Origin of the sequence: Yersinia enterocolitica, assembly GCA_002082245.2 — a bacterium.
Taxonomy (GTDB): domain Bacteria; phylum Pseudomonadota; class Gammaproteobacteria; order Enterobacterales; family Enterobacteriaceae; genus Yersinia; species Yersinia enterocolitica_E.
Genome location: NBTC02000002.1, coordinates 1,203,213 through 1,226,492, shown reverse-complemented (window position 1 = coordinate 1,226,492; position 23,280 = coordinate 1,203,213). Strand labels below are relative to the sequence as shown.

Here is a 23,280-nt window from a genome sequence, read left to right as displayed (position 1 = left end):
CAGCGCCATGGCGAAGATACTATTTTTTATACGAATACTTGTAGTAGGAATGATAACGGTGCTGGCCTCGGTGTGTTATGCAGAGAAACCGGTATTCGTTCCACCCGCTGAGCGGGCATTGCCGCTAAGTGAAAGGCCGTGGCAAAAAAATACCTTTGTGGTTATTGCTTATCACGACGTTGAAGATGAATCCGCAGACCAACGCTATCTGTCAGTAAGAAGCAGCGCATTAAGTGAACAATTGGCCTGGCTAAAGGATAATCGTTACAACGTGGTGTCTGTTGATCAGATTTTAGCGGCCCGTAATGGTGGCGCACCGCTGCCTAATAAAGCCATTTTACTGACCTTTGACGATGGGTACAGTAGTTTTTATAACCGTGTTTACCCATTGTTAGAAGCCAATAATTTGAGTGCAGTACTGGCTCCAGTGGGGACTTGGATCGATACGCCACCGAATAAGAAGGTGGATTTCGGTGGTTTAAGTACTGATCGCGATCGTTTTCTTACCTGGAAACAGATCAGCGAAATGGCTAAATCAAAACTGATTGAAATCGGTGCACATACTTACGCTTCCCATTACGGCGTGATAGCAAACCCGCAGGGGAATACCGAACCGGCAGCAGCCAACTTGATTTATGACCCTAAAACGAAAAAATATGAAACTGAAGCGGCTTTCAAGCAGCGGATGGAAAAAGAGGTTACCTTGATAACTCAGCGTCTTATTCAGGCAACGGGCAAGCAACCGAGAGTCTGGGTTTGGCCATACGGTGCAGCCAATGGAACCGTGTTAAATATCTTACGCCAACACGGTTACCAGATGGCTATGACACTGGAGCCCGGTATTGGTAACGTCAATGATCTGATGAATATACCGCGTATCTTGATCAGTAATAATCCGTCGTTGAAAGACTTTGCCCAGTTGGTTACCTCTGTGCAGGAAAAAGACATCATGCGGGTGGCGCATGTTGACTTGGATTATCTCTACGATCCAGACCCGGTACAGGAAAAGGAAAATCTCGACAAACTGGTACAACGGATTTCTGATTTACGCGTCACCACGGTGTTCCTGCAAGCATTTTCTGATCCGAAAGGGGATGGCAATATTCGTCAGGTATACTTCCCTAACCGTTGGATACCAATGCGCCAGAACTTGTTTAACCGCGTTGCCTGGCAACTAGCATCACGCCCTGATGTGGATGTTTATGCCTGGATGCCGGTGTTGGCATTTGAGATGGACCCGTCGTTACCACGGATTAAGCGTATTGACCCAAAAACAGGGAAAACCAGTATCGATCCGGATCAATATCGTCGCCTATCGCCATTTAACCCGGAAGTCAGACAGCGCATCATCGATATTTATCGCGATATGGCCTATAGCGCACCGATTGACGGGATTCTCTATCATGACGACGCGGTAATGTCTGATTTTGAAGATGCATCGCCGGATGCTATCCGTGCATATGAGAAAGCCGGTTTCCCAGGTTCAATTGCTACCATACGCCAAGACCCGGAAACCATGGCCCGCTGGACGCGATATAAGAGTAAATATCTGGTTGATTTTACTAATGAGTTAACACGTCAGGTGCGTGATATCCGTGGTCCACAAGTAAAATCTGCCCGTAATATATTTGCTATGCCGATCTTAGAACCGGAAAGTGAAGCATGGTTTGCGCAGAATCTTGATGATTTCCTGGCTAACTATGATTGGGTTGCCCCGATGGCAATGCCGCTAATGGAGAAGGTGCCGTTATCAGAGTCTAATGAGTGGCTATCGCAATTAGTTAATAAAGTTGCAGAGCGCCCTGGGGCCCTGAATAAAACCGTATTTGAACTGCAATCGAAGGACTGGACCAAGCCTGAGGGCAGCAATGCCATCAGCGGCCCGATACTGGCGGGATGGATGCGCCAGTTGCAGTTAAATGGCGCGCAAAATTTTGGTTACTATCCGGATAACTTTATCACTGGCGAACCACCGCTAAAAGATGTCCGCCCTGTGCTATCTTCTGCCTGGTACCCTTTATATGATCGATAGAATTATTGCGTTACTCATCCTATGCCTAGTACTGAGTATACCTGCGGGTATGATCCTGCTCTTTACTGGTGATGTGTTGCTGAATTTTGTTTTCTTCTATCCGCTCTTTATGTCCGGTATTTGGATAACCGGTGGTGTCTATTTTTGGCTACGCCGAGAAAGACACTGGCCGTGGGGCGATGATGTTCCCGCACCGGAGCTAAAAGGTAATCCGTTAGTGTCTATTTTAATCCCTTGTTTTAATGAGGGAGAGAATGCGCGGGAAACCATTCACGCGGCATTGGCACAGACTTACACCAATATTGAAGTGATCGCCATTAACGATGGCTCCAGTGATGATACTGCACAAGTGCTGGATGGCCTGTTGGCTGAGGACTCGCGGTTGCGTGTTATTCATCTGGCTCATAATCAGGGTAAAGCTATTGCTCTGCGTATGGGAGCAGCAGCGGCACGTAGTGAATATCTGGTATGTATTGATGGTGATGCCCTACTGGACAGCAAAGCGGTGCCTTATTTGGTCGCGCCGCTGATTGCGAATCCACGCACGGGTGCGGTTACCGGTAACCCGCGAATCCGTACGCGCTCAACGTTGGTTGGCCGTGTGCAGGTTGGTGAGTTCTCTTCTATCATCGGGCTGATTAAACGGACACAACGTGTCTATGGTCAAGTTTTCACCGTCTCTGGTGTGGTTGCTGCGTTCCGTCGCCGAGCACTGGCGGATGTGGGCTACTGGAGCCCGGACATGATCACGGAAGACATCGATATCAGTTGGAAATTACAAATCAGGCACTGGTCAGTATTCTTTGAGCCTCGCGGTTTGTGCTGGATTTTGATGCCGGAAACCTTACGTGGTTTATGGAAGCAACGTTTGCGTTGGGCGCAGGGCGGGGCTGAAGTTTTCCTGAAAAATATGTTTAAGCTGTGGCGCTGGCGTAATCGCCGCATGTGGTTACTGTTTCTTGAATATTCACTGTCGATAACCTGGGCGTTCACTTACCTGTTCAGTATTATCCTGTTCCTACTGGGATTGGTTATTACTTTACCGCCAGGTATCCATGTACAAACAGTCTTCCCACCGGCCTTTACCGGGATGGTACTGGCGTTGACTTGCTTGATGCAGTTTGCGATAAGCTTGGTCATTGAACGGCGCTATGAGCCTAAACTGGGTAGTTCACTGTTTTGGATTATCTGGTATCCCATGGTCTACTGGATGCTGAGCTTGTTCACCACAGTGGTTTCGTTCCCCAAAGTCATGCTCAATACCAAGCGTAAACGTGCGCGTTGGGTTAGCCCTGACCGTGGGATCGGGAGGGTTAAACCATGAGTGCACCTCTTATTCACACTGAACAGCGGCTGATACCGCGCTGGATCGACATTATTATCACGGCATTGGCCTGGATAGGTTTTATCTTTCTGTTCGTGAAAGGTTTTCTCGACATGATTGGTAGAGCGCCGAATATGGGGCCGATTCCGTTCAGAATGTATATTATTAGCGGCCTGACAACCTTGGCATTGTATGCGGCGATTGCGGCATTCAATGCCGTGGTAATCATCGTCTGGGCTAAATACAATCAGGTGCGTTTTCAGGTAGAACGTCGTGGGCATCGACCACATCTGAATGATGATGAGTTGGCTAGCAGTATGGAACTTTCAGCGGAGGTGGTGGCTCAGCTTCAAGCGGGTTCCTGTCTCACGTTATATAATGATGAACATGGGCAATTACTGGACGTCAAAGAAGGACTACAGCTTCCCACCGTTGCACCGGTAGTTAATCTACGCCGGGGGTGATGGGCCATCATCTCTGAATACCTGATAGTAAGTTATTCTGTACTTATATCGGGTATTCAGACCCTGCTTGCTATTATTTCAGCTATTTCCCGCCAAAAAACGTCACTTTGTTTTGCCATTCTTGCCTTATATATTGCTATGATTTGGCAGGAATTACCGCGCGTGAAATCATTGAGTATCGTAATAATTGATATTCCTCTGCCAGTTGTGTTTAAAAGGAGCATACAGTGAAGCAAAACTATTTTGGGCAAACTATCGGCACTGAATTACCGCATTGGCAATCAGCGCAGCAACCTCAGCGTGAGATTTTACCCGGCCATTTTTGCTATCTCGCGCCAGTGAATGCAGACAAGCATGAAGCGTCGTTATATCAGGCGTATCACATGGCGAAAGAGGCCGATGACTGGACTTATTTTTATTGTGAACGACCTGAAAATGAAGCTGATTTTCATCTCTATCTGCAAACCCTGATCAATGCACCGGGGGCTGTCCACTATACGGTTATTGATGCACAGACGGGCCTTGCATTGGGGACGGTTGGCTTACAGCGAATTGATGAGAATAATGGTGTTATCGAGATAGGTTCAGTGAATTGGTCGCCACGTTTAAAACGTAACTCGGCAGGGACAGAGGCAATATATTTACTATTACATTATGTCTTCGATAAATTAGGTTATCGGCGCTGTGAGTGGAAATGCGATTCATTGAATGAACCCTCAAACTCTGCTGCGTCTCGTTTTGGTTTTCAGTATGAGGGCCAATTTCGTCAGGCGATTGTGACTAAAGGGCGCAATAGAGACACCAATTGGTATTCCATAACTGATCGTGAATGGCCATTAATTAAGCAGGCATTTAATGATTGGCTGGCTCTGGAGAACTTTGATAGTGAAGGCCGACAAATAGCACGTTTACAGGATTTAAGAATCAGCCGTTAGAGAGGATCTGGTTAATTACATTTGAGTTTATTCTATTGTATTAATGATGTTTTTTTATTTTCGTCTTTACTTATAACCCAAATAAAAAAGGTAAAGGCGAAATTACGAAGCTCGTTTGATGCAGGGAGTAAAACAGGGCTTAATAGTATAGCGCGATGCAAAAAATAATCAGAGCAAAAAATGAGCAAATAAAAAAATTATATTTTTTTACATTTTGAGATCGCGAAACTTAAGAGTGTCATTATACTGTAATCATCTGGCGGTATTTTTCACACGGTGCATAGCTTAGGCTGTTGTTTATCACTGCGGGGATCGCTAATGCTAGAGTCCATGATTGGGCTGTTAAGACAAGACCACTGTTTTACCCAAGCAACTCGTTGTTACGAGGGCTCCCCCTCCGACTCTCATTTTCCAGCAGTACTGTCATTATCTATCCCTGATATATTTTTGTCTCCAGCGTTATTGTTTCAAGTATTCATGTCACGTAATAACTCCCTTGCGATATCGTTCTCACCCCAGACCTGTTTTTACACAAGTCATTTTGGGGCCTGGGTGTTGACGCTACTCGCATTTTTCATTGGCTATTATTGGCTGCGAAGGAAGCCAAAAACCTCATCCGTATGTGAAACATATACCCAAAGTAATTCGAGTTGCAGGAAGTCAACACACATGCAGCTTGAAGTATGACGGATATAATCGCGCAGGCAACCGCTGCTGCGGTAGGTGAAACAAACTGTAAGGTGCCACTATGGGAAGACAGAAAGCAGTGATCAAAGCTCGTCGTGAAGCGAAACGCGTAATTAGACGTGATTCACGTAGCCATCGTCAACGTGAGGAAGAAAACGTGACATCGTTAGTGCAAATGGGCGGTGTTGAATCAATAGGTATGGCACGGGATAGCCGTGATACCTCCGTTATTCAGGCGCGTACGGAAGCTCAAGGTCATTACTTATCAGCCATAGACAATAAACTGCTCATCTTTGCGACCGGCGAAGCTGGGTGTGGTAAAACCTTTATCAGCGCGGCTAAGGCCGCAGAAGCACTGATTCACAAAGAAGTTGATCGGATAATTGTGACGCGACCTGTACTACAGGCTGATGAGGATCTGGGGTTCTTACCTGGTGATATCTCTGAGAAGTTCGCGCCTTACTTCCGCCCGGTGTATGACATTCTGCTGCGCCGGCTCGGCTCGTCTTTCATGCAATACTGCCTGCGCCCAGAAATCGGCAAAGTGGAAATTGCGCCTTTCGCCTATATGCGCGGGCGTACCTTTGAGAATGCGGTAGTGATCCTCGATGAGGCACAAAATGTAACCGCCAGCCAAATGAAGATGTTCCTAACCCGTCTCGGTGAAAATGTTACGGTCATCGTTAATGGCGATATCACCCAATGCGACCTTCCGCGTGGTGTGAAATCAGGTCTCAGTGACGCGCTGGAGCGTTTTGCTGAGGATGAAATGATTGGTATCATCCGCTTTGATAAACAGGACTGTGTCCGCTCTGCACTCTGCCAACACACTCTAAATGCCTATTCATAACTCAGTGTTATGAATGGATGACCCGATAAAAAAGGGCAAGCGCGATAAACGTTTGCCCTTTGCTTGTCCCTTGGCGGGCATGAAGTTACAGCATGATAGTCATCATATAAGCGGCAAATAGCGCCAGATGGGCGGTACCATTAAGTACGTTGGTTCTGCCGGTGGAAAATGATATTTGCGACAAAATCAACACGCTGACCATCACCACGATATGTGGCGCTTCCAGACCAAAGTTCAACTCTTGCCCGGTGATTACCGCAATCAAGGTAACCGCAGGAACGGTCAGTGAAATGGTTGCCAGCACTGAGCCGAAGAACAGGTTCATCGCACGCTGTACCTGATTAGCCAGCACCGCTTTTAACGCCCCTAATCCTTCAGGGGAGAGGATTAGCAGAGCAATCAGGAAACCGGTAAATTTAGCCGGTGCATTTAACTCAGTAAGCAGTGCTTCTAATGGGTTGGCATCAAATTTGGTAACGGCTATTACTGCTATTAAATGAATTAACAACCAAAATGTGTGCCACAAGCTACTGTGTGAGGATGGCTTACCATGGTGAGGGTCACTCGGGTCGTCACCTTCATCCTCATGTTCATACACAAATAGACTTTGGTGCGTTTTGGTTTGAATCAGCAGAAAAACACCGTACATCGCGGCTGAAATTGCTGCGACAACCAGTGATTGAGCCACGCTAAAGTTGCCGCCGGGCAGGGTACTCGGTAGCACCAACACAATGATAGCCAGCGGGAATATAGCCATCAGATACTGTTTAATGCCTACCAGATTGACATGCTGGGTAGCAAATTTTCGACCGCCGAGCAGCAAGGAAACACCGACCAATCCACCAATCACAATCATGATGATTGAATAGAGCGTATCGCGCATCAGGGCGGGTGCGGCATCACCTGTTGCCATCATGGCTGAGATCAAACTGACCTCAAGCACAACAACCGACAGACTGAGGATTAAAGAGCCATAGGGTTCTCCCAGGCGGTGTGCTAATACGTCGGCATGGCGCACTACGCTAAAAGCACTGCTCAGGATACCCACAAGTGCGATCAGGTTGATAACAATAACAGCAGCAAAATTGCTGGTATCACCCCAGATATTAAGAATGACCAATGCAATGATCGGCAGGATGAGGGAGTATTCGTGATGGCGAGATTTAGATCGGCCAGGATCATTTTGCGACTTCATTTCGAGAGCGCTCCTAATAACTTTACTGCATTAAACGGGCATTAGAGCCATTTAATGATAATTAAGTGCCATATTGTAGGCTAAGTAGCTTTAAGACTAACAAATAACAGGGAATTGTCGCAGAAAATTTACAAGGTTTTAACTGGAAAGGGTAAAAAAAATAGCTATGAAAACGGACACTACAGGGTAATGTCCATTGATTTTACAGATATTAATTAATCTTACTCGTCAATATTGTCCATAACTTCATGGCGCTTATGGTGATAATCTTCTTCATTCAGCCCTTCGCGCCAGTAGGGTACAGCATAAAGTTGCTGCCGCTCACACCCTTTTTCTCGGCGCAGATAACGGCGCAATTGCACCACCATGCTATCTTCTCCAGCCAGCCAGAATGTTGACTCTTCCATCAGCAGATTCAGCGCACAGAATTGGGTTATCACATCACCTGTTTTTTCCGTACCCCCAATGACCCAACTCAGTTCCAACCCGGCAGGTTTAATCAGATTCAATACATCTTGCGGGCTATCTACACGGATGATGGCATGGCCTTCGGCATTTGCAGGCAGGGTTTCCAGTAAGGCGGCAATAGCGGGCAGTGAGGCGGGGTCACCCACTAGATAGCTGTATGCCGCTGCTGGCAACATAGTTTCCGGTCCACCAGGATTGGTAATCCCTAACCAATCACCGACTTTGGCATTGCGGGCAAAATCGACCGCCGGACCACGGTGATCATGAATAGCAAACTCAATATCCAGCTCACTCAGTTCTGGGCGAGAAGCACGAACAGAATAGGTTCGAACAATCGGACGGACCTCGGCGGCAGGCCAGATTGGACCTTTTTCACCAAGTACTGGCAGTTCCGGCTGAGTTTGGCTCGCCAAAGGTAGGAAGATTTTCAAATGAGCGCCCGCGCAATCAGACGGGTAATTCTGCAATGTCGGGCTATGGAAGGTGATTCGACGTAAATGCGGTGAGGTATCCACTATCTTTTTCACCTGAATCAGACGCGGTGGAACTGGGCGATGTGTGGGTTTTGCTGCGGTTGATCCTGTGGTCACAGTTTATCCTTCTTATCCTATGATGTTTTATTCTTGGTCATCAGCCAGCAGAGGTTGTGGCTTATAAAGGGATAAACTATAACATCAACCAATGTTAATGATAATTATTTGCATAAAAAGAGTGCGATAGGCTGCAACGGCGCATTTGCCCCACAGATATGTAGGGCAAGATGAATTGATTGCTTAATTGATGGGTTTTACAATTGCCGTTCGACGGAAATGCAATCTTAAACGCAACATAGTGACCAGTGCGATAACCATCACGACCATTGCAGCCAGCGGAAGTTGCTGTAATTGCAGACCAAAAGCCAGCAAGGTGCCACCGAACCAGGCGCCCAATGCATTACCTAAATTGAACGCGCTTTGGTTAAAGGTTGATGCCAGATTAGGGGCGTCACGGGCCTGATCCACTACTAATAGTTGTAACATTGGGCACAAGGCAAAAGCCACAATACTCCAGATAAACAATGTCAGTAGTGCCGGTAAATAGAAACCAATGGTGTAATGCAGCGCCAGCAGGATAGCTATCAGTATGGCGATTAGTCGGGTCATGGATCCCACCAGGTTTTTGTCGCCTAAACGACCTCCCATCACGCTGCCGATGGACAACCCAACCCCAAGAATCAATAACACCACAGTAACGCCATGTTCAGAAACTCGCGTCACCTCACGCAATAATGGTGCAATATAAGTGAAAACAGTAAACAGGCTGGCATTGGTTAATACTGATAGCAGTAAGGCGGTTTGCACTTTTTTCTGCATCAGGGTTTTGAATTCCAGCTTAGGACTGATTCTCTTCATCGGAATATTATTCGGTAACCAGGCGATTACCGCGATGATAGCTACAATACCAATAGCACTGACACCCCAGAAAGCGGCTCGCCAACCAAAAGCTTGTCCAACTGCTGTACCTAATGGCACACCAAGTACATTTGCCAGTGTGACACCCATAAAGACTAATGCTATTGCCCGCGCCCGGCGGTTAGGTTGGACCAAATCAGTGGCGACCACCGATGCCAAACCAAAGAAAGTGCCATGGCAGAGCGCTGCAATAATACGGGCAGCCATCAATAAGTTATAGGTTTGTGCCAATGCACACAGGACATTGCCAATAATAAACAGGACAATTAAACCCAAAAGTGTGGATTTACGCGGGATTCGCGCCGTTGCAATAGCCAATAAAGGTGCGCCGATTACCACACCCATGGCATAAACAGAAACCAACATCCCGGTTTTAGGGATACTGACCCCCAAGTCATGGGCAACTTCCGGCAATAACCCCATAATTACAAACTCGCTGGTACCAATGCCAAAGGTAGCAATGGTGAGTGCGATAATAGCCAATGGCATGAGTAACTCCTGAACAGCCTTACATACATAAAAGGCTGAATAACATCAATGTCAACTCACTCCCTGGCATGAATATGAAGGAGATAAAGTCTTGGCAGATGAATTTTATTAAGCGATTTTAGCACCGAGCCAAAAGGGCGTCTAACGGCAAAGTACGATCCTCTGGGTAACTGACGCATCAGTAGGGGAGTCGGCGCTCTACCGGCAATACCAATAGCTCTGGGTATATTAAAAAGTAATTAAATATAGCTGATTTTAATTTCTCCCCCAAAATTAGAAACCCCTCTATTTCCCCTATCTTTTTGATAAATTGGGTTATTTCAATTTTTACCACCATAGTATAGTGATTTACGTATGCCATAAGCTTTACTTAGCACAAAAAAACATAAGCAACGGTTTTTTTGTATTTGTTGGTGGCCATTTTCCCCCGTAAATCTATCTACCAAATAGAGTGAAATCAAAAGGGGCTAAATGTGAATTTCCAGCAGCTTAAAATTATTCGGGAATCAGCCCGTTGCAACTATAACCTGACCGAAGTGGCTAATACTTTATTTACCTCACAATCGGGTGTTAGCCGGCATATTCGCGAACTAGAAGAAGAATTGGGTATTGAGATCTTCGTTCGACGAGGAAAACGGTTGCTCGGGATGACTGAACCGGGCAAGGAGTTGCTGACAGTAGCCGAACGCATGCTGAATGATGCTAATCAAATCCGCCGTCTGGCTGATGTATTCAGCAATAATGATAGTGGACAGTTGCATATTGCTACCACACACACTCAAGCTCGCTACAGTTTGCCTCGGGTGATTAAAGAATTCCGCCTGTTATACCCGCAAGTTAAGTTAGTTATTAGCCAAGGGAACCCGCAAGAGATTGCAGCCATGCTGCATTCCGGTGAAGCGGATATTGGTATTGCTACTGAACTATTAATGAGTGACGAGTCTGTCGCCACGTTTCCTTATTATCGCTGGCACCACGCTATTGTCGTGCCGGATAATCACCCGCTAACACAAGACCCTAATATCACCCTTGAAACGCTGAGTACGTTGCCATTGATTACCTATCGTCAGGGGATTACTGGCCGCTCACGTTTGGACAATGCCTTCAAAAATGCTGGACTGACACCCGATATTGCACTCAGTGCACAAGATTCTGATGTAATTAAGACCTATGTTGAACTCGGCATGGGAGTCGGCATTCTGGCGGATATGTCCTACGAGGCACATCGTGATAAAGGGTTAGTACGACTAAATGCCGAACACTTGTTTGATGCTAATACTGTTTGGCTAGGGCTAAAACGAGGTCAGTTACAACGTAACTTCATTTGGTTCTTTATACAGCTCTGTAATCCAACACTTTCTTTGCATGATATTAAAGAGAAAGTGTTGGCAGAGGCAGCAGATGAGGTGGTGATTGATTACCAGATCTAGCCACGAAGCGGTAGAGATAGGCCATCTGGACAGAAAGCATCAGTCAAGAGAGTCATTATCTGGAGCAAATCGCACCTGAACTTCTGTTCCGCCATCGTCCCGTTGGCGGATGTTACAGTCACCATTCAGGCTATTTGCCCGATCCTGCATAATGATCAAACCGTAATGATTAGGCCGCTCGCTGGCCTGTCCAATCCCACAGCCGTTATCGCGGATGGACATGATGACATCACCTTGCTCAACAGTAACCCTGACTGTGGCCATACTGGCGTGAGCATGCTTATAAATGTTGTTCAGTGCTTCACGGGCAATGTTAACCATATGAATGGCTTGATGGTCGGGGACACAGTCTGACGGCAAGTTAAACTCGAGGGTAATGGGTAAACTGGCTCGCTCGCTGAATTCATTTACCAAAGTCTGAAGTGCCGCTTGTAATGTTGCCTCATTTAGCTTCAGGCGGAAGGTCGTCAGTAATTCACGTAGCTGGCGGTAGGCGATGTTAAGTTCATCGCGCATTTGCTGTACTAAAAGTTTACTGGGTTCCGGCATGTCGGGCGCTTGCATCTGCAAACAACTGATTTGAATTTTGAGGCAGGAAAGCGACTGGGCGATGGAGTCATGCAGTTCCCGGGCAATGGCTGAACGCTCTTCCATCAATAATAATTGCTGCTGATGCCGGGCTTGGCTTTCCAGAGCCAATGTACTGCTCAGTTGCTCCACCAGCATATTGACCAGTTGCTGCTGATCTGAATTGAGTGATTTATCAGTGGGTAGTTTTGCCAGTAGTAACCCATATTGACCAAGCTTATCACTCAGACTCCAACTCAAAGATTCCCGCAAAACAGCACTACTCACTCCGCCAGATGAGCTGCTAATAGTGAGTTGTGCCGGGCTGTTTTGGGGCGGCAGATATTCGCCATCGGCGTTATCAGCGAGATGATCGCGATAAAGATGATTTTCATATAAACAGATCTGCACATTTTCCAATGGTGTCAGTGTTTGTAGCTGCTCGATAATTGGAACTAAGCGCTCGCTTAATGGTTGGTGGGTATGTAATTGACGGCTACTATGATATAGAAAGGCTAATACTTGATTTTTTTGTTGTAAATCAGCGGTTTTTTGAGTAACTCGTTGCTCCAAGTCACTGTATATCAAAGAAAGTTCCTGCGACATTCGATTCAATGCGGTACCCAGCATTCCCATTTCATCTCGTTGATAAGACAGCGTATAGCGTTTGCTGAAATCACCGCGACCAATCGCATTCGCCATGGAGATTAATTGCAGCCATGGACGCAGTATGCGGCGGCGCAAATAATAGATAGTGGCCAATAGTAAACTCATTGTCAGAACAATGAACACCAGTTGAATCATGGTAACCAATAACAAGCGTTGTTCAGTTTTATGGTCAATGGCTAATACCAGAGCATCTAGCTGGTGGACAAAGTCTGCCACGTTGACGGCAACGTCATCGGGATGTTTAGCTTGTAGCAACTGTGGTTTTAGCGTGGTTTGCCAGTAACGCTCTATTTGTTGATATTGGCTGGTTAACCCTTCTCGCTGTAACGCATGTTGTAAGTCGCTACTGGTTTTATCCTGCTCGAGTGCAACCAGGTAGGGCAAATCACCATTATTTAACGGTACCATTGAAAGCAGCCGGTAGCTTTGCATGCGTAGCGAGCCTGCTTTGTTGATGGCATGCGCGTTACCCTGAATACTTTGCGCCATCCATGACGAGATAGTCATACCGGCAAGGCCCAGTAAACCCAGTAGCATCATCAGTAAAGCTATCTGATTAACCAAGGGGATGAGGTAACGTTTCATAACATAATATTCCTTTGACCAATAAACGTGGCAACCTTACCGTATGTTCATCGTGTCATGTAAGCGTTAATGGGACTTCATGCCGGCCGCAGTCATCATCATACGAAACAACATAGAAACTGCGAATAAAGTCAGTACGCTACCGCACCAAATAAGTAACATCCAGCCGATCTTCTTCCACCAAGGCGATTTTAGCTGTTCAGTTGGCTGAAGGGCTGTTTGTGATTTTATCGTTTTATTTTCAGACATATAAGTCTCATGCATACAAATTCTAATATTCACTATAAGAACATATCAGGGCCAGCGAACTAGCCCATGATTGTCATTATCCACTTGGTACTTAGTGGTAACCTTGATCGTGATGGATTTTCCCTCGGAATACGTAGTAGCTCCAGAAGGTGTAAACCAAAATAATAGGAATAATAAAGAGTGCGCCGACCAGCATAAAACCCAGACTTTGCGGCGGAGCTGCCGCTTGCCACAAAGTAATGGATGGCGGAATAAGATAAGGCCAAATGCTAATACCCAAACCGCTATAGCCAAGGAACACCAGCAATAACGTCAATAGGAAGGGGGCATAATGCCCACCCCGTTTAACTGAGCGCAGTAATACCCAACTAGCCAGGACTACCAATAATGGCACCGGTAAGAACAAAAACAGATTGGGTAGCGTAAACCAGCGTGCCGCAATTTGTGGATGTGCAAGCGGTGTCCACAGGCTAATGATGGTAATAACGAGCAGCATTACACATGTCAGTGGTGTGGCTAGCTTATGCATGACCTGTTGCACATGTCCTTCGGTTTTCATAATGAGCCAGGTACAGCCGAGTAGTGCATAGGCTATAACCAGACCGAAGCCGCAAAACAGAGCAAAAGGTGTCAACCAGTCAAATGGGCCGCCACTATAACTCCGCCCCGTTACCGGGAAGCCGTGAATAAAAGCACCGACCACTATGCCCTGAGTAAAGGTGGCAATCAATGACCCACCGATAAAGGCTTTATCCCAGATATGCTGTTTTTCAGCGCTGGCTTTAAAGCGAAATTCGAAGGCTACGCCACGGAAGATCAAACCCAATAACATTAGGGTAAGAGGAATTGCCAGTGCATCCAGAATAACTGCATATGCCAACGGGAAAGCACCTAATAAGGCCGCCCCTCCAAGAACCAGCCAGGTTTCGTTACCATCCCACACGGGGGCGACGCTGTTCATCATCAAGTCCCGATCACGGCTGTGTTTTACCAGTGGAAACAGGATCCCGATACCCAAATCAAAACCATCCATCACTACATACATCATGGTACTGAAAACGATAATGACAAACCAAATCAGTGGAAGATCGATACCCATAATTAGCTCCTGCTTTGGTGGTTGTCAGAACTAAATGACTCACTTACTGCCGACAGTGGCCGTGATGGCGTATTCGGCTGACCGGGTCCGCCGGGTTGTTGCTGGGTACCTTCATGCGCTTTTGGCCCTTTACGGATAAGCCGCATCATGTAAGCGTAACCAACCCCAAATACCGAACCATAAACCACAATAAAGACCAGCAGGCTGATACTCATATGCATTTCGCCATGAGATGAAACCGCATCACTGGTGCGTTGCAAACCATAGACTATCCACGGTTGGCGGCCGACTTCGGTGGTGAACCAACCGGCCAGAATAGCAATTAAACCCGACGGTCCCATCCACAGCACAAAATAGAGGAAAGGGCGCGATTGGTATAAGCTGCCACGCCAGCGTAGCCATAAACTCCAGATACCGGCCAAGATCATCAACATGCCTAATCCGACCATAATACGGAAGGACCAGAAGACAATGGTTGAGTTCGGACGATCTTCCACTGGGAAAGATTTCAATGCTGGGATCTGTTTTTCTAAGCTGTGAGTGAGGATCAAGCTGCCTAAATAAGGAATTTCCAGCGCAAAATGGGTTTTCTCCTGCTTCATGTCTGGCCAACCAAACAGAATGAGTGGCGTGGGTTCTCCGGGCTTGTTTTCCCAGTGCCCTTCAATCGCCGCAATCTTAGCCGGTTGATATTCCAGTGTATTCAAGCCATGGGCATCGCCAATAACCGCCTGTAGTGGGGCAACGATCAACGCCATCCACATTGCCATTGACAGCATTTTCCGCATCGCGGGTGTATCCCGTTTACGCAGTAAATGCCAGGCGGCAGAGGCGCCGACAAAGAATGCCGATGCAAGGAAAGCAGCCGTGGACATATGCAGTAACCGATAGGGGAAGGATGGATTGAATATCACTTTCAACCAATCGACAGGCACCACTTGCCCATTAATAACTTCAAAGCCTTGGGGGGTTTGCATCCAGCTATTGGAGGCGAGTATCCAGAAGGTAGACATCAACGTGCCTAATGCCACCATGCAGGTTGCAAAGAAATGCAAACCCGGCCCAACGCGGTTCCAACCAAAAAGCATCACCCCGAGGAAACCGGCTTCAAGGAAGAACGCGGTCAGTACTTCATATGTCAGCAACGGGCCGGTGATACTGCCGGCAAATTCTGAAAAAAAGCTCCAGTTAGTGCCGAATTGATAGGCCATGACCAAACCAGATACCACACCCATACCAAAGTTAACGGCAAATATTTTTGACCAGAAATGATAGAGGTCGCGGTAATCCTCATTTTTGGTTTTTAACCATAAACCTTCTAACACCGCAAGAAAACTGGCCAACCCAATAGTGATGGCTGGAAAGATGATATGGAATGAGATGGTAAAAGCGAATTGGATTCTGGCCAACTCTAGAGCGGTTAAGCCAAACATAGTGACCTCGCTGCAAACATGGTGCTGCCTCATTAATCTATAAAATGAATCACGCCGGTATTAGTTATCCCGATAACAGGTAGTGACAACAGGCGATTATTTGGCGGAGTAAACTTGGCAGTTAGTTAACCATAAGTTAAAGTGGCTATAATAGTGACAATTAATTCAATCTTACCTATAACAGTTGGCTTATGACTCGATATGAACAGTTAGCTCAGCAAATCCGGGCACAAATACAATCCAAGGTCTGGCAGGCGGGTGACAAGCTGCCTTCGTTGCGGGAAAGTTGTAAACAATCAGGATTAAGTCTGATGACCGTAGTGCAGTCCTATCAGCTATTAGAAAGCCAAGGTTGGATCGTGGCCCGGCCGCAGTCGGGATATTATGTTGCTTCACGGCCGACACAATTACCCCAGCCACAGCGAGGGAAAAAACTGCATCTGGATGAACAGGTAGACATTAATGCCTTTATTTTTGATGTACTACAGGCAGGGAAAGACCCAGCAATAATGCCATTTGGCTCGGCATTTCCCGATCCGAGTTTATTGTTACAACCCCGATTATCACGGGCGCTGGCCAGCGTCGCACGTAAGATATCACCACAAAGCTCTGTGACTAACTTACCACCGGGTAACGAAAGTTTGCGGCGCAATATAGCTCAGCGTTATGCCGCCAGTGGAATGAATGTCTCCCCTGAAGAAATTGTTATCACTGCGGGTGCGATGGAATCACTAAGTCTGAGCTTGCAAGCGGTTACGCAGCCCGGAGATTGGGTAGTGATTGAGTCACCCGCATTTTATGGTGCATTACAGGCGATCGAGCGTTTGCGGCTAAAAGCGATTGCCATTACAACCCACCCACAACAGGGTATGGACCTCGATGCGCTCGAACAGGTGATTAACCAATACCCGATCAAAGCTTGTTGGCTGATGACACATTTTCAAAATCCATTGGGTTGCACGATGTCCTGGCCGCAGAAAGAACGGCTCGTAGCCCTGCTACAGCAGAATAATATCTCGTTGATTGAAGATGATGTTTATGGTGAGTTGTACTTTGGTGCGGAGCGGCCGTTGCCAGCCAAAGCACTCGATCAGCATCGGCAAATTCTGCATTGCTCATCGTTTTCTAAATGCCTGGCGCCGGGATTCCGTGTCGGTTGGGTCGCAGCAGGGGAACATGCGCAGCGAATTCAGCACTTACAACTGATGAGTACGGTTTCGGCCAGTGTGCCGACTCAGTTAGCGATTGCAGATTATCTCAGTCAGGGGGGATATGACATTCATCTGCGCCGCCTGCGCCGCTTAATGGAACAGCGGCTCAATACGCTGCATCAGGCGGTTATTGAGCATTTTCCTAAAAATGTCAAAATCAGCCATCCTGCGGGGGGATATTTCCTTTGGCTGGAGTTGGAACCGCCGTTTAATGCCAGTGAGTTATATCGGCGGGCGTTGGCGCAGGGGGTTAGCATCGCGCCGGGGAGAATGTTTACCACGGGCAGTCAGTTTGATCACTGTTTTCGCCTGAATGCTTCGTTTGCCTGGTCGGAACAGAGCGAACAAGCCATCCGCATACTGGCGCAACTGATTAATCAACTCACCAGCGTCATAGATAATAGCCGCTCGCGTCGATAACCATCTAATTTCCGCTATGAGTATATTTACCTGGCTCCAGAAAATGGAGCTATAACAGCATTATCTTCTGCCGCTATTTCTGCAATATCCCTCATTCCATTATGCATAAACGGAGTAAATCCTTTCGTATCACCGGCCTTGTTAGCAGGAGAAATGCACTTAATTGATGCATTCACTGCCCATTTATAGGGCGTTGGAAAGCTTAATTGTTATTTTTGTGTTGCTGTAATGTGATCTGACAGAGCAAAAATCAAAATTGATGTCAAATGCATATAATTTCTACTCAAACCCACGAAAATGGCTTTTCTCTTCGCTAAAGTTCAGTATGAATGCGAGTGTTTTGCATAACTATGCAATTTAAATTATTGTTTTAATGGAATTTGTACATTTTATTCACATTGTGACTGGTGTGGCATGAAAGCTGCTGTACACTTTATATCAGGTGAATATATTTCATTCTTTATTGTTAACAGAATAAGAGATTTTTGTTGGGGTATGGTGACCTCAAACGATGACTCTCTCAACCCCATATTTACGCTGATCAAAGAGGCCACTATGGAACACCCAATCCCCGTTACCCGACAGTCTTTTGATGAATGGATCGTGCCAACCTATGCACCAGCAGATTTTATTATCGTGCGAGGGGAAGGCGCGACACTGTGGGATCAGCAGGGCAAATCTTATATCGATTTTGCTGGTGGTATCGCCGTAAATGCCTTGGGACATGGGCATCCGGCAGTAAAAGCAGCACTGATTGAGCAGGCAGAAAAAGTATGGCACTTGGGTAACGGCTATACCAATGAACCGGTACTGCGCCTGGCAAAACAATTGATTGATGCCACTTTCGCCGAGAAAGTTTTCTTTTGTAACTCTGGGGCTGAAGCCAATGAAGCGGCACTGAAACTGGCCCGTAAATATGCGTTGAATAATTTCGGTAATAAGCCAGGGCTTGCCGGCGAAAAGAACCAGATTGTGGCATTCAGGAATGCATTTCATGGCCGGACGCTGTTTACCGTTTCTGCGGGCGGGCAGCCGAAATATTCGCAAGACTTTGCTCCGCTACCGGGGGGGATCAGCCACGGTATTTTCAATGATATCGCCTCAGCGGAGGAACTGATTAATGACCGAACCTGTGCTGTCATTGTGGAACCGATTCAGGGGGAAGGTGGTGTGCTACCCGCTGATAGCGAGTTCTTACATGGCTTGCGAGCTTTGTGTGATCGTCATAACGCATTACTTATTTTTGATGAAGTACAAACCGGGGTTGGCCGTACCGGAGAACTTTATGCCTACATGCATTACGGTGTAACGCCTGATGTGCTGACCAGTGCCAAAGCACTTGGGGGCGGCTTCCCGATTGCGGCAATGTTAACGACGACCAAATATGCCAGCGCACTTAATGTCGGCAGTCATGGTACTACCTACGGCGGTAATCCACTGGCTTGTGCCGTGGCGGGTACTGTTTTGTCTCTTATCAACACACCAGAACTCCTCGCAGGCGTAAAAGAGAGGCATCAGTGGTTCTTGGCTGGATTGGCTGAAATAAACGCCCGCCACAAAGTCTTTTCTGAAATCCGTGGGCGCGGGTTGCTGATTGGCTGTGTGCTTCACAAGGATTATGACGAGAAGGCCAAAGAGATTGTTCAGGCTGCCGCACAGTACGGGCTTATTGCTTTGATTGCGGGTCCGAATGTGGTGCGTTTTGCTCCGTCCCTGATTATTTCTCAACAGGATATTAAAGAGGGCTTAGCCCGGCTTGCCATGGGTATTGAACAGGTTTGTCGACAGGTTAAGTCATAACATTGATGCAGTAAGCAAGGGACCTTGACTATGATGATAGTTCGCCCGGTAGAACGCCGTGATCTGGCCGATATCCTTGAATTGGCAGGTAAAACTGGCGTTGGCATGACTTCACTGCCACAAAATGAAGAACACCTCGCCGCTCGAATTGAGCGCGCGTTAAATACCTGGCAAGGTTCTTTGGCTGCGGGTGAACAGGGCTATTTGTTTGTTCTGGAAGACAGTGAGCGAGAAAAAGTGGTGGGCGTTAGTGCTATTGAGGTGGCTGTTGGTTTGCATGACCCTTGGTATAACTTCCGTGTCGGCACGTTGGTTCATGCATCCAAAACACTCAATGTGTACAAATCGGTACCGACCCTGTTTTTAAGCAATGATCACACTGGGTATAGCGAACTCTGTACCTTGTTTCTCGATCCTGAATACCGTAAAGATAAAAATGGCCCCTTCTTATCAAAAGTACGTTTTCTCTTCATTGCCGCATTCCGCCAGTATTTCTCCCGCAAAGTGATTGCGGAAATGCGTGGCTATACCGATGAACAGGGGCGTTCGCCATTTTGGGAAAATGTGGGGCGGCACTTCTTTGCCATTGAATTTGCTAAAGCTGATTATCTCAGTGGTACTGGGCAGAAAGCGTTTATTGCTGAATTAATGCCAAAACACCCGTTATATGTGGATTTTCTGGCAGAAGAGGCGCGGGCCGTCATCGGGCAGGTCCATCCACATACGGCTCCCGCACGTGCAGTGCTGGAAACCGAAGGCCTGCAATATCAGGGATATGTGGATATCTTTGATGGCGGTCCAACACTGGAGGCCAACACAGATGAAGTGCGGGCGGTGCGCGACAGCAGTAAGCGAATCGTGGTTATTGATGACATCGATATTGACCCGAGTGGCACTGCCTATTTAGTGGCTAATGACAGCTATCAATATTTTCGCTCAATATTGATTACTACTCATCTTTCAGACGAGCTACTGCATTTAACGACTAAAAATGCGGCAGCGCTGGGTGTCGTAGCCGGTGATACGGTTCGGATAGTCAGCCTTTTTGCCCCGGAGATTAAAAAATGACTCACCCAGCACTGTTTATTCAAGGGGAATGGCGCACCGGTAACGGCGCGCATTTCGACAAACTTGACCCCATAGATAGGCAATTATTGTGGCAGGCGCGCGCCGCAGACAGCCATGATGTCGCAATGGCTTGTCGTGCGGCACGGCAGGCTTTCCCTGCTTGGACGCGTACATCGCTGGAACAGCGGGTCGTGGTGATACAGCGTTTTGCTGCATTACTTGAGCAGTATAAACAGCAACTGGCCTGCACTATCAGTTTGGAAACCAGTAAGCCACTCTGGGAAACACTGACAGAGGTGCAAGCAATGATTGGCAAAGTGGCTATCTCGTTGCAAGCCTATCAAAGCCGAACCGGGAGTAGCCAAACACCGATGGCTGATGGTATGTCCGTGTTACGACACCGTCCCCATGGTGTATTAGCAGTATTTGGCCCTTACAACTTCCCAGGGCATCTCCCTAATGGGCATATCGTTCCTGCATTGCTGGCCGGTAACACGGTGGTATTTAAACCCAGTGAGCTAACACCAAAGACGGCAGAAGAAACCGTCAAATTGTGGCAGCAGGCAGGTATGCCTGACGGGGTATTAAACTTAGTACAAGGTGGGCGTGAAACAGGCGAAGCCCTTGCTGCGCAACATGATATTGATGGTTTGTTGTTTACCGGTAGCGCCCATACCGGTTATCACTTGCATCGCCAACTGGCCGGCCAACCGGAAAAAATCCTGGCACTGGAAATGGGTGGCAATAATGCATTGATTGTTGAGCAGATAGCAGACTGTGATGCGGCAGTAAATCTTGCTATTCAGTCGGCTTTTATCTCAGCCGGTCAACGCTGCACTTGTTCGCGCCGTCTACTGGTTAAATCTGGCGCTGAAGGCGATGCATTTTTACAGCGTTTTGTCGCTATTGCCAAAGCCCTGCGTATCGGGCGCTGGGATATGCAGCCAGCACCCTTTATGGGAGCGGTGATTTCATCACAAGCAGCAGAAAAAATGCTGGCAGCGCAACAACATTTGCTGGATTTAGGTGGCAAGCCATTATTAGCCATGACCCGCCCAGATAGCCAAAGTGCAGTGCTGACGCCGGGGATCATTGATATTACTGGTATCAATGTCCCTGACGAAGAGTATTTCGGCCCACTGGTCAGCGTTATTCGCTATGGCGATTTTACGCAAGCATTACACATTGCTAATCAAACCAGGTTCGGTTTGGCGATAGGTCTGGTTTCTGAGGACCGGCAACAATTTGAACAACTGTTATTGGAAGCCCGAGCCGGTATTGTTAACTGGAACAAACCGTTGACCGGCGCATCAAGTGCTGCACCCTTTGGCGGGGTTGGGGCATCAGGTAATCATCGACCAAGTGCCTTCTATGCTGCCGACTATTGTGCCTGGCCAATGGCATCACTCGAAAGCGAAAGTTTGACGCTACCAGCAACATTGTCGCCGGGTATCTCTTTCGATTTGCCCGATAGCCATTGAGCCATGAATGGAGAATACGATGGCAGGATATGAGGTTAATTTTGATGGATTGGTTGGGCTGACACATCACTATGCTGGATTGTCATTTGGTAATGAAGCCTCTACTGCGCATCAAAACAGTATTTCCAACCCTCGCCTGGCTGCGCGGCAGGGGTTGCTGAAAATGAAAGCATTAGCCGATTTAGGTTATAAACAAGGTATTTTGCCACCACAGGAGCGACCAGCCATAGGCGTTTTGCGTCAGTTGGGCTTTAGTGGTTCAGATGAACAAGTATTGAGTGAAGTGGCACGTAAATCTCCACGTCTATTATCTGCGGTAAGTTCCGCATCATCAATGTGGACGGCGAATGCGGCGACGGTCTCACCTTCTGCGGATAGCGCGGATGGGCGAGTGCATTTTACTGTGGCCAATTTAAATAACAAATTTCACCGTGCAATTGAGGCCGAAACCACGTCGGCTTTACTCAAAGGCGTTTTTAATAACCATCGTCACTTTGTTCATCACGATGCACTACCTGCTGTGGAATTGTTTGGTGATGAAGGTGCGGCTAATCATAATCGTCTGGGGGGAGAATATGGCTTGCCAGCGGTTCAGGTCTTTGTTTATGGCCGCAACGCACTGGAAAACGGAGTAAATCCTAGCCGATACCCTGCTCGCCAAACGCGAGAGGCCAGCGAAGCAGTGGCTCGACTGCATCAACTGGCACCAGACCGAACTGTTTTTGTGCAACAGAACCCCGCAGTGATCGACCAAGGGGTTTTTCACAATGATGTCATCGCTGTCAGCAATCAGAATGTGTTATTCTATCATCAGCATGCATTCATTCCTGGCATTCAAGCTATGGATGAGATTCGCCGTAAAATGGGTAGCATTGAACAACAGTTGATCAGTATAGAGGTCCCTGACGCGCAGGTGTCGGTTGCTGATGCAGTATCAAGCTATCTGTTTAACAGCCAGTTATTGAGTAAACCGGATGGTAAAATGTTGTTGGTTATTCCGCAGGAGGCACAAGAAAACCCGTTCGTGTGGCGATATCTGTCGGAATTAATCAATAGCGGTGGTCCGATTGACAGTGTCAAAGTATTCGATTTACGCGAGAGCATGCGTAATGGGGGGGGGCCTGCTTGCTTACGCTTGCGTGTTGGCTTGACCGATACAGAGTTACAAGCTGTTAATAGTCGAGTAATGATGACACCGGCGCTGTTTGTGACGCTGAATAATTGGGTCGACCAACATTATCGTGATCATTTGCAATTTAAAGACTTGGCTGATCCGCAGTTATTACAAGAAGGGCGGCAGGCATTGGATGAATTGACACGGATACTTAATATTGGCTCGGTATATCCGTTCCAGCAGAATTAGAAGGAACGAT

At 47.3% G+C, this 23,280-nt stretch carries 19 protein-coding genes and 1 pseudogene; 12 read left to right on the top strand and 8 right to left on the bottom strand.

All coding sequences use genetic code 11. The features are described from left to right. Positions 1-7: 7 nt before the first annotated feature. The 6 genes and pseudogenes from pgaB to A6J66_006965 all read left to right on the top strand — a co-directional run bounded on the left by pgaB (position 8) and on the right by A6J66_006965 (position 6,292). On the top strand, positions 8-2,032 hold the full coding sequence (pgaB, locus tag A6J66_006990; GenBank protein PNM23969.1) for a poly-beta-1,6-N-acetyl-D-glucosamine N-deacetylase PgaB: 2,025 nt from the start codon (positions 8-10) through the stop codon (positions 2,030-2,032). Beyond that, positions 2,022-3,356 (top strand): poly-beta-1,6 N-acetyl-D-glucosamine synthase, encoded by a 1,335-nt coding sequence (locus tag A6J66_006985; GenBank protein ID PNM23968.1) that lies wholly within the window; start codon positions 2,022-2,024, stop codon positions 3,354-3,356. The genes pgaB and A6J66_006985 overlap by 11 nt, the downstream gene beginning before the upstream one ends. After that, a complete protein-coding gene (locus A6J66_006980) occupies positions 3,353-3,820 on the top strand; it encodes a poly-beta-1,6-N-acetyl-D-glucosamine biosynthesis protein PgaD (GenBank protein ID PNM23967.1) in 468 nt (155 codons plus the stop codon). The genes A6J66_006985 and A6J66_006980 overlap by 4 nt, the downstream gene beginning before the upstream one ends. Positions 3,821-4,047: 227 nt before the next feature. After that, positions 4,048-4,755 carry an N-acetyltransferase gene (locus A6J66_006975; GenBank protein PNM23966.1) on the top strand — a complete coding sequence of 236 codons (708 nt, stop codon included), beginning with the start codon at positions 4,048-4,050 and terminating at the stop codon, positions 4,753-4,755. Positions 4,756-5,073: 318 nt separating this feature from the next. Next, positions 5,074-5,381: pseudogene (locus tag A6J66_006970) on the top strand (hypothetical protein). Between the two features lie 122 nt (positions 5,382-5,503). Further along, complete coding sequence (locus tag A6J66_006965; protein ID PNM23965.1) at positions 5,504-6,292, top strand: phosphate starvation-inducible protein PhoH; 789 nt, start codon at positions 5,504-5,506, stop codon at positions 6,290-6,292. A gap of 85 nt (positions 6,293-6,377) precedes the next feature. Here the strand turns inward: A6J66_006965 and A6J66_006960 are convergent, their stop codons facing one another. The 4 genes from A6J66_006960 to A6J66_006945 form a co-directional block, all read right to left on the bottom strand. Then, positions 6,378-7,487 (bottom strand): sodium-potassium/proton antiporter ChaA, encoded by a 1,110-nt coding sequence (locus A6J66_006960; GenBank protein ID PNM23964.1) that lies wholly within the window; start codon positions 7,485-7,487, stop codon positions 6,378-6,380. Between the two features lie 221 nt (positions 7,488-7,708). Next, entirely contained in the window at positions 7,709-8,545 is an 837-nt protein-coding gene (locus tag A6J66_006955; GenBank protein PNM23963.1) for a siderophore-interacting protein, read from the bottom strand. Between the two features lie 183 nt (positions 8,546-8,728). Beyond that, positions 8,729-9,895, bottom strand: a complete 1,167-nt coding sequence (locus A6J66_006950; protein ID PNM23962.1) for an MFS transporter — start codon at positions 9,893-9,895, stop codon at positions 8,729-8,731. A gap of 178 nt (positions 9,896-10,073) precedes the next feature. Further along, the gene (locus A6J66_006945; protein ID PNM23961.1) at positions 10,074-10,256 is read right to left on the bottom strand and encodes a hypothetical protein; all 183 of its coding nucleotides are present in this window, start codon (positions 10,254-10,256) and stop codon (positions 10,074-10,076) included. Between the two features lie 112 nt (positions 10,257-10,368). Here A6J66_006945 and cbl point away from each other — a divergent pair, with 112 nt between their 5' ends. Continuing rightward, a complete protein-coding gene (gene cbl, locus A6J66_006940; protein ID PNM23960.1) occupies positions 10,369-11,325 on the top strand; it encodes a CysB family HTH-type transcriptional regulator in 957 nt (318 codons plus the stop codon). A gap of 39 nt (positions 11,326-11,364) precedes the next feature. Here cbl and A6J66_006935 read toward each other — a convergent pair whose 3' ends face one another. The 4 genes from A6J66_006935 to A6J66_006920 all read right to left on the bottom strand — a co-directional run bounded on the left by A6J66_006935 (position 11,365) and on the right by A6J66_006920 (position 15,927). Continuing rightward, positions 11,365-13,146: a nitrate/nitrite two-component system sensor histidine kinase NarX gene (locus A6J66_006935; GenBank protein PNM23959.1), complete on the bottom strand. Its 1,782-nt coding sequence runs from the start codon at positions 13,144-13,146 to the stop codon at positions 11,365-11,367. Positions 13,147-13,212: 66 nt separating this feature from the next. Continuing rightward, positions 13,213-13,410 (bottom strand): DUF2474 domain-containing protein, encoded by a 198-nt coding sequence (locus A6J66_006930; protein ID PNM23958.1) that lies wholly within the window; start codon positions 13,408-13,410, stop codon positions 13,213-13,215. A gap of 76 nt (positions 13,411-13,486) precedes the next feature. Continuing rightward, positions 13,487-14,494: a cytochrome d ubiquinol oxidase subunit II gene (gene cydB / locus A6J66_006925; GenBank protein ID PNM23957.1), complete on the bottom strand. Its 1,008-nt coding sequence runs from the start codon at positions 14,492-14,494 to the stop codon at positions 13,487-13,489. A 2-nt stretch (positions 14,495-14,496) separates the two neighbouring features. Then, positions 14,497-15,927: a cytochrome ubiquinol oxidase subunit I gene (locus A6J66_006920; GenBank protein PNM23956.1), complete on the bottom strand. Its 1,431-nt coding sequence runs from the start codon at positions 15,925-15,927 to the stop codon at positions 14,497-14,499. 191 nt (positions 15,928-16,118) lie between these two features. Here A6J66_006920 and A6J66_006915 point away from each other — a divergent pair, with 191 nt between their 5' ends. The 5 genes from A6J66_006915 to astB all read left to right on the top strand — a co-directional run bounded on the left by A6J66_006915 (position 16,119) and on the right by astB (position 23,270). Then, complete coding sequence (locus A6J66_006915) at positions 16,119-17,558, top strand: PLP-dependent aminotransferase family protein (GenBank protein PNM23955.1); 1,440 nt, start codon at positions 16,119-16,121, stop codon at positions 17,556-17,558. 555 nt (positions 17,559-18,113) lie between these two features. Then, positions 18,114-19,358, top strand: coding sequence for an aspartate aminotransferase family protein (locus A6J66_006910; GenBank protein ID PNM23954.1), 1,245 nt, complete (start codon positions 18,114-18,116; stop codon positions 19,356-19,358). Positions 19,359-19,388: 30 nt separating this feature from the next. Next, positions 19,389-20,426, top strand: a complete 1,038-nt coding sequence (locus A6J66_006905; GenBank protein PNM23953.1) for an arginine N-succinyltransferase — start codon at positions 19,389-19,391, stop codon at positions 20,424-20,426. After that, positions 20,423-21,907, top strand: a complete 1,485-nt coding sequence (gene astD / locus A6J66_006900) for a succinylglutamate-semialdehyde dehydrogenase (GenBank protein ID PNM23952.1) — start codon at positions 20,423-20,425, stop codon at positions 21,905-21,907. The genes A6J66_006905 and astD overlap by 4 nt, the downstream gene beginning before the upstream one ends. Positions 21,908-21,926: 19 nt before the next feature. Continuing rightward, positions 21,927-23,270 (top strand): N-succinylarginine dihydrolase, encoded by a 1,344-nt coding sequence (astB, locus tag A6J66_006895; protein PNM23951.1) that lies wholly within the window; start codon positions 21,927-21,929, stop codon positions 23,268-23,270. The last annotated feature ends 10 nt before the right edge of the window (positions 23,271-23,280 follow it).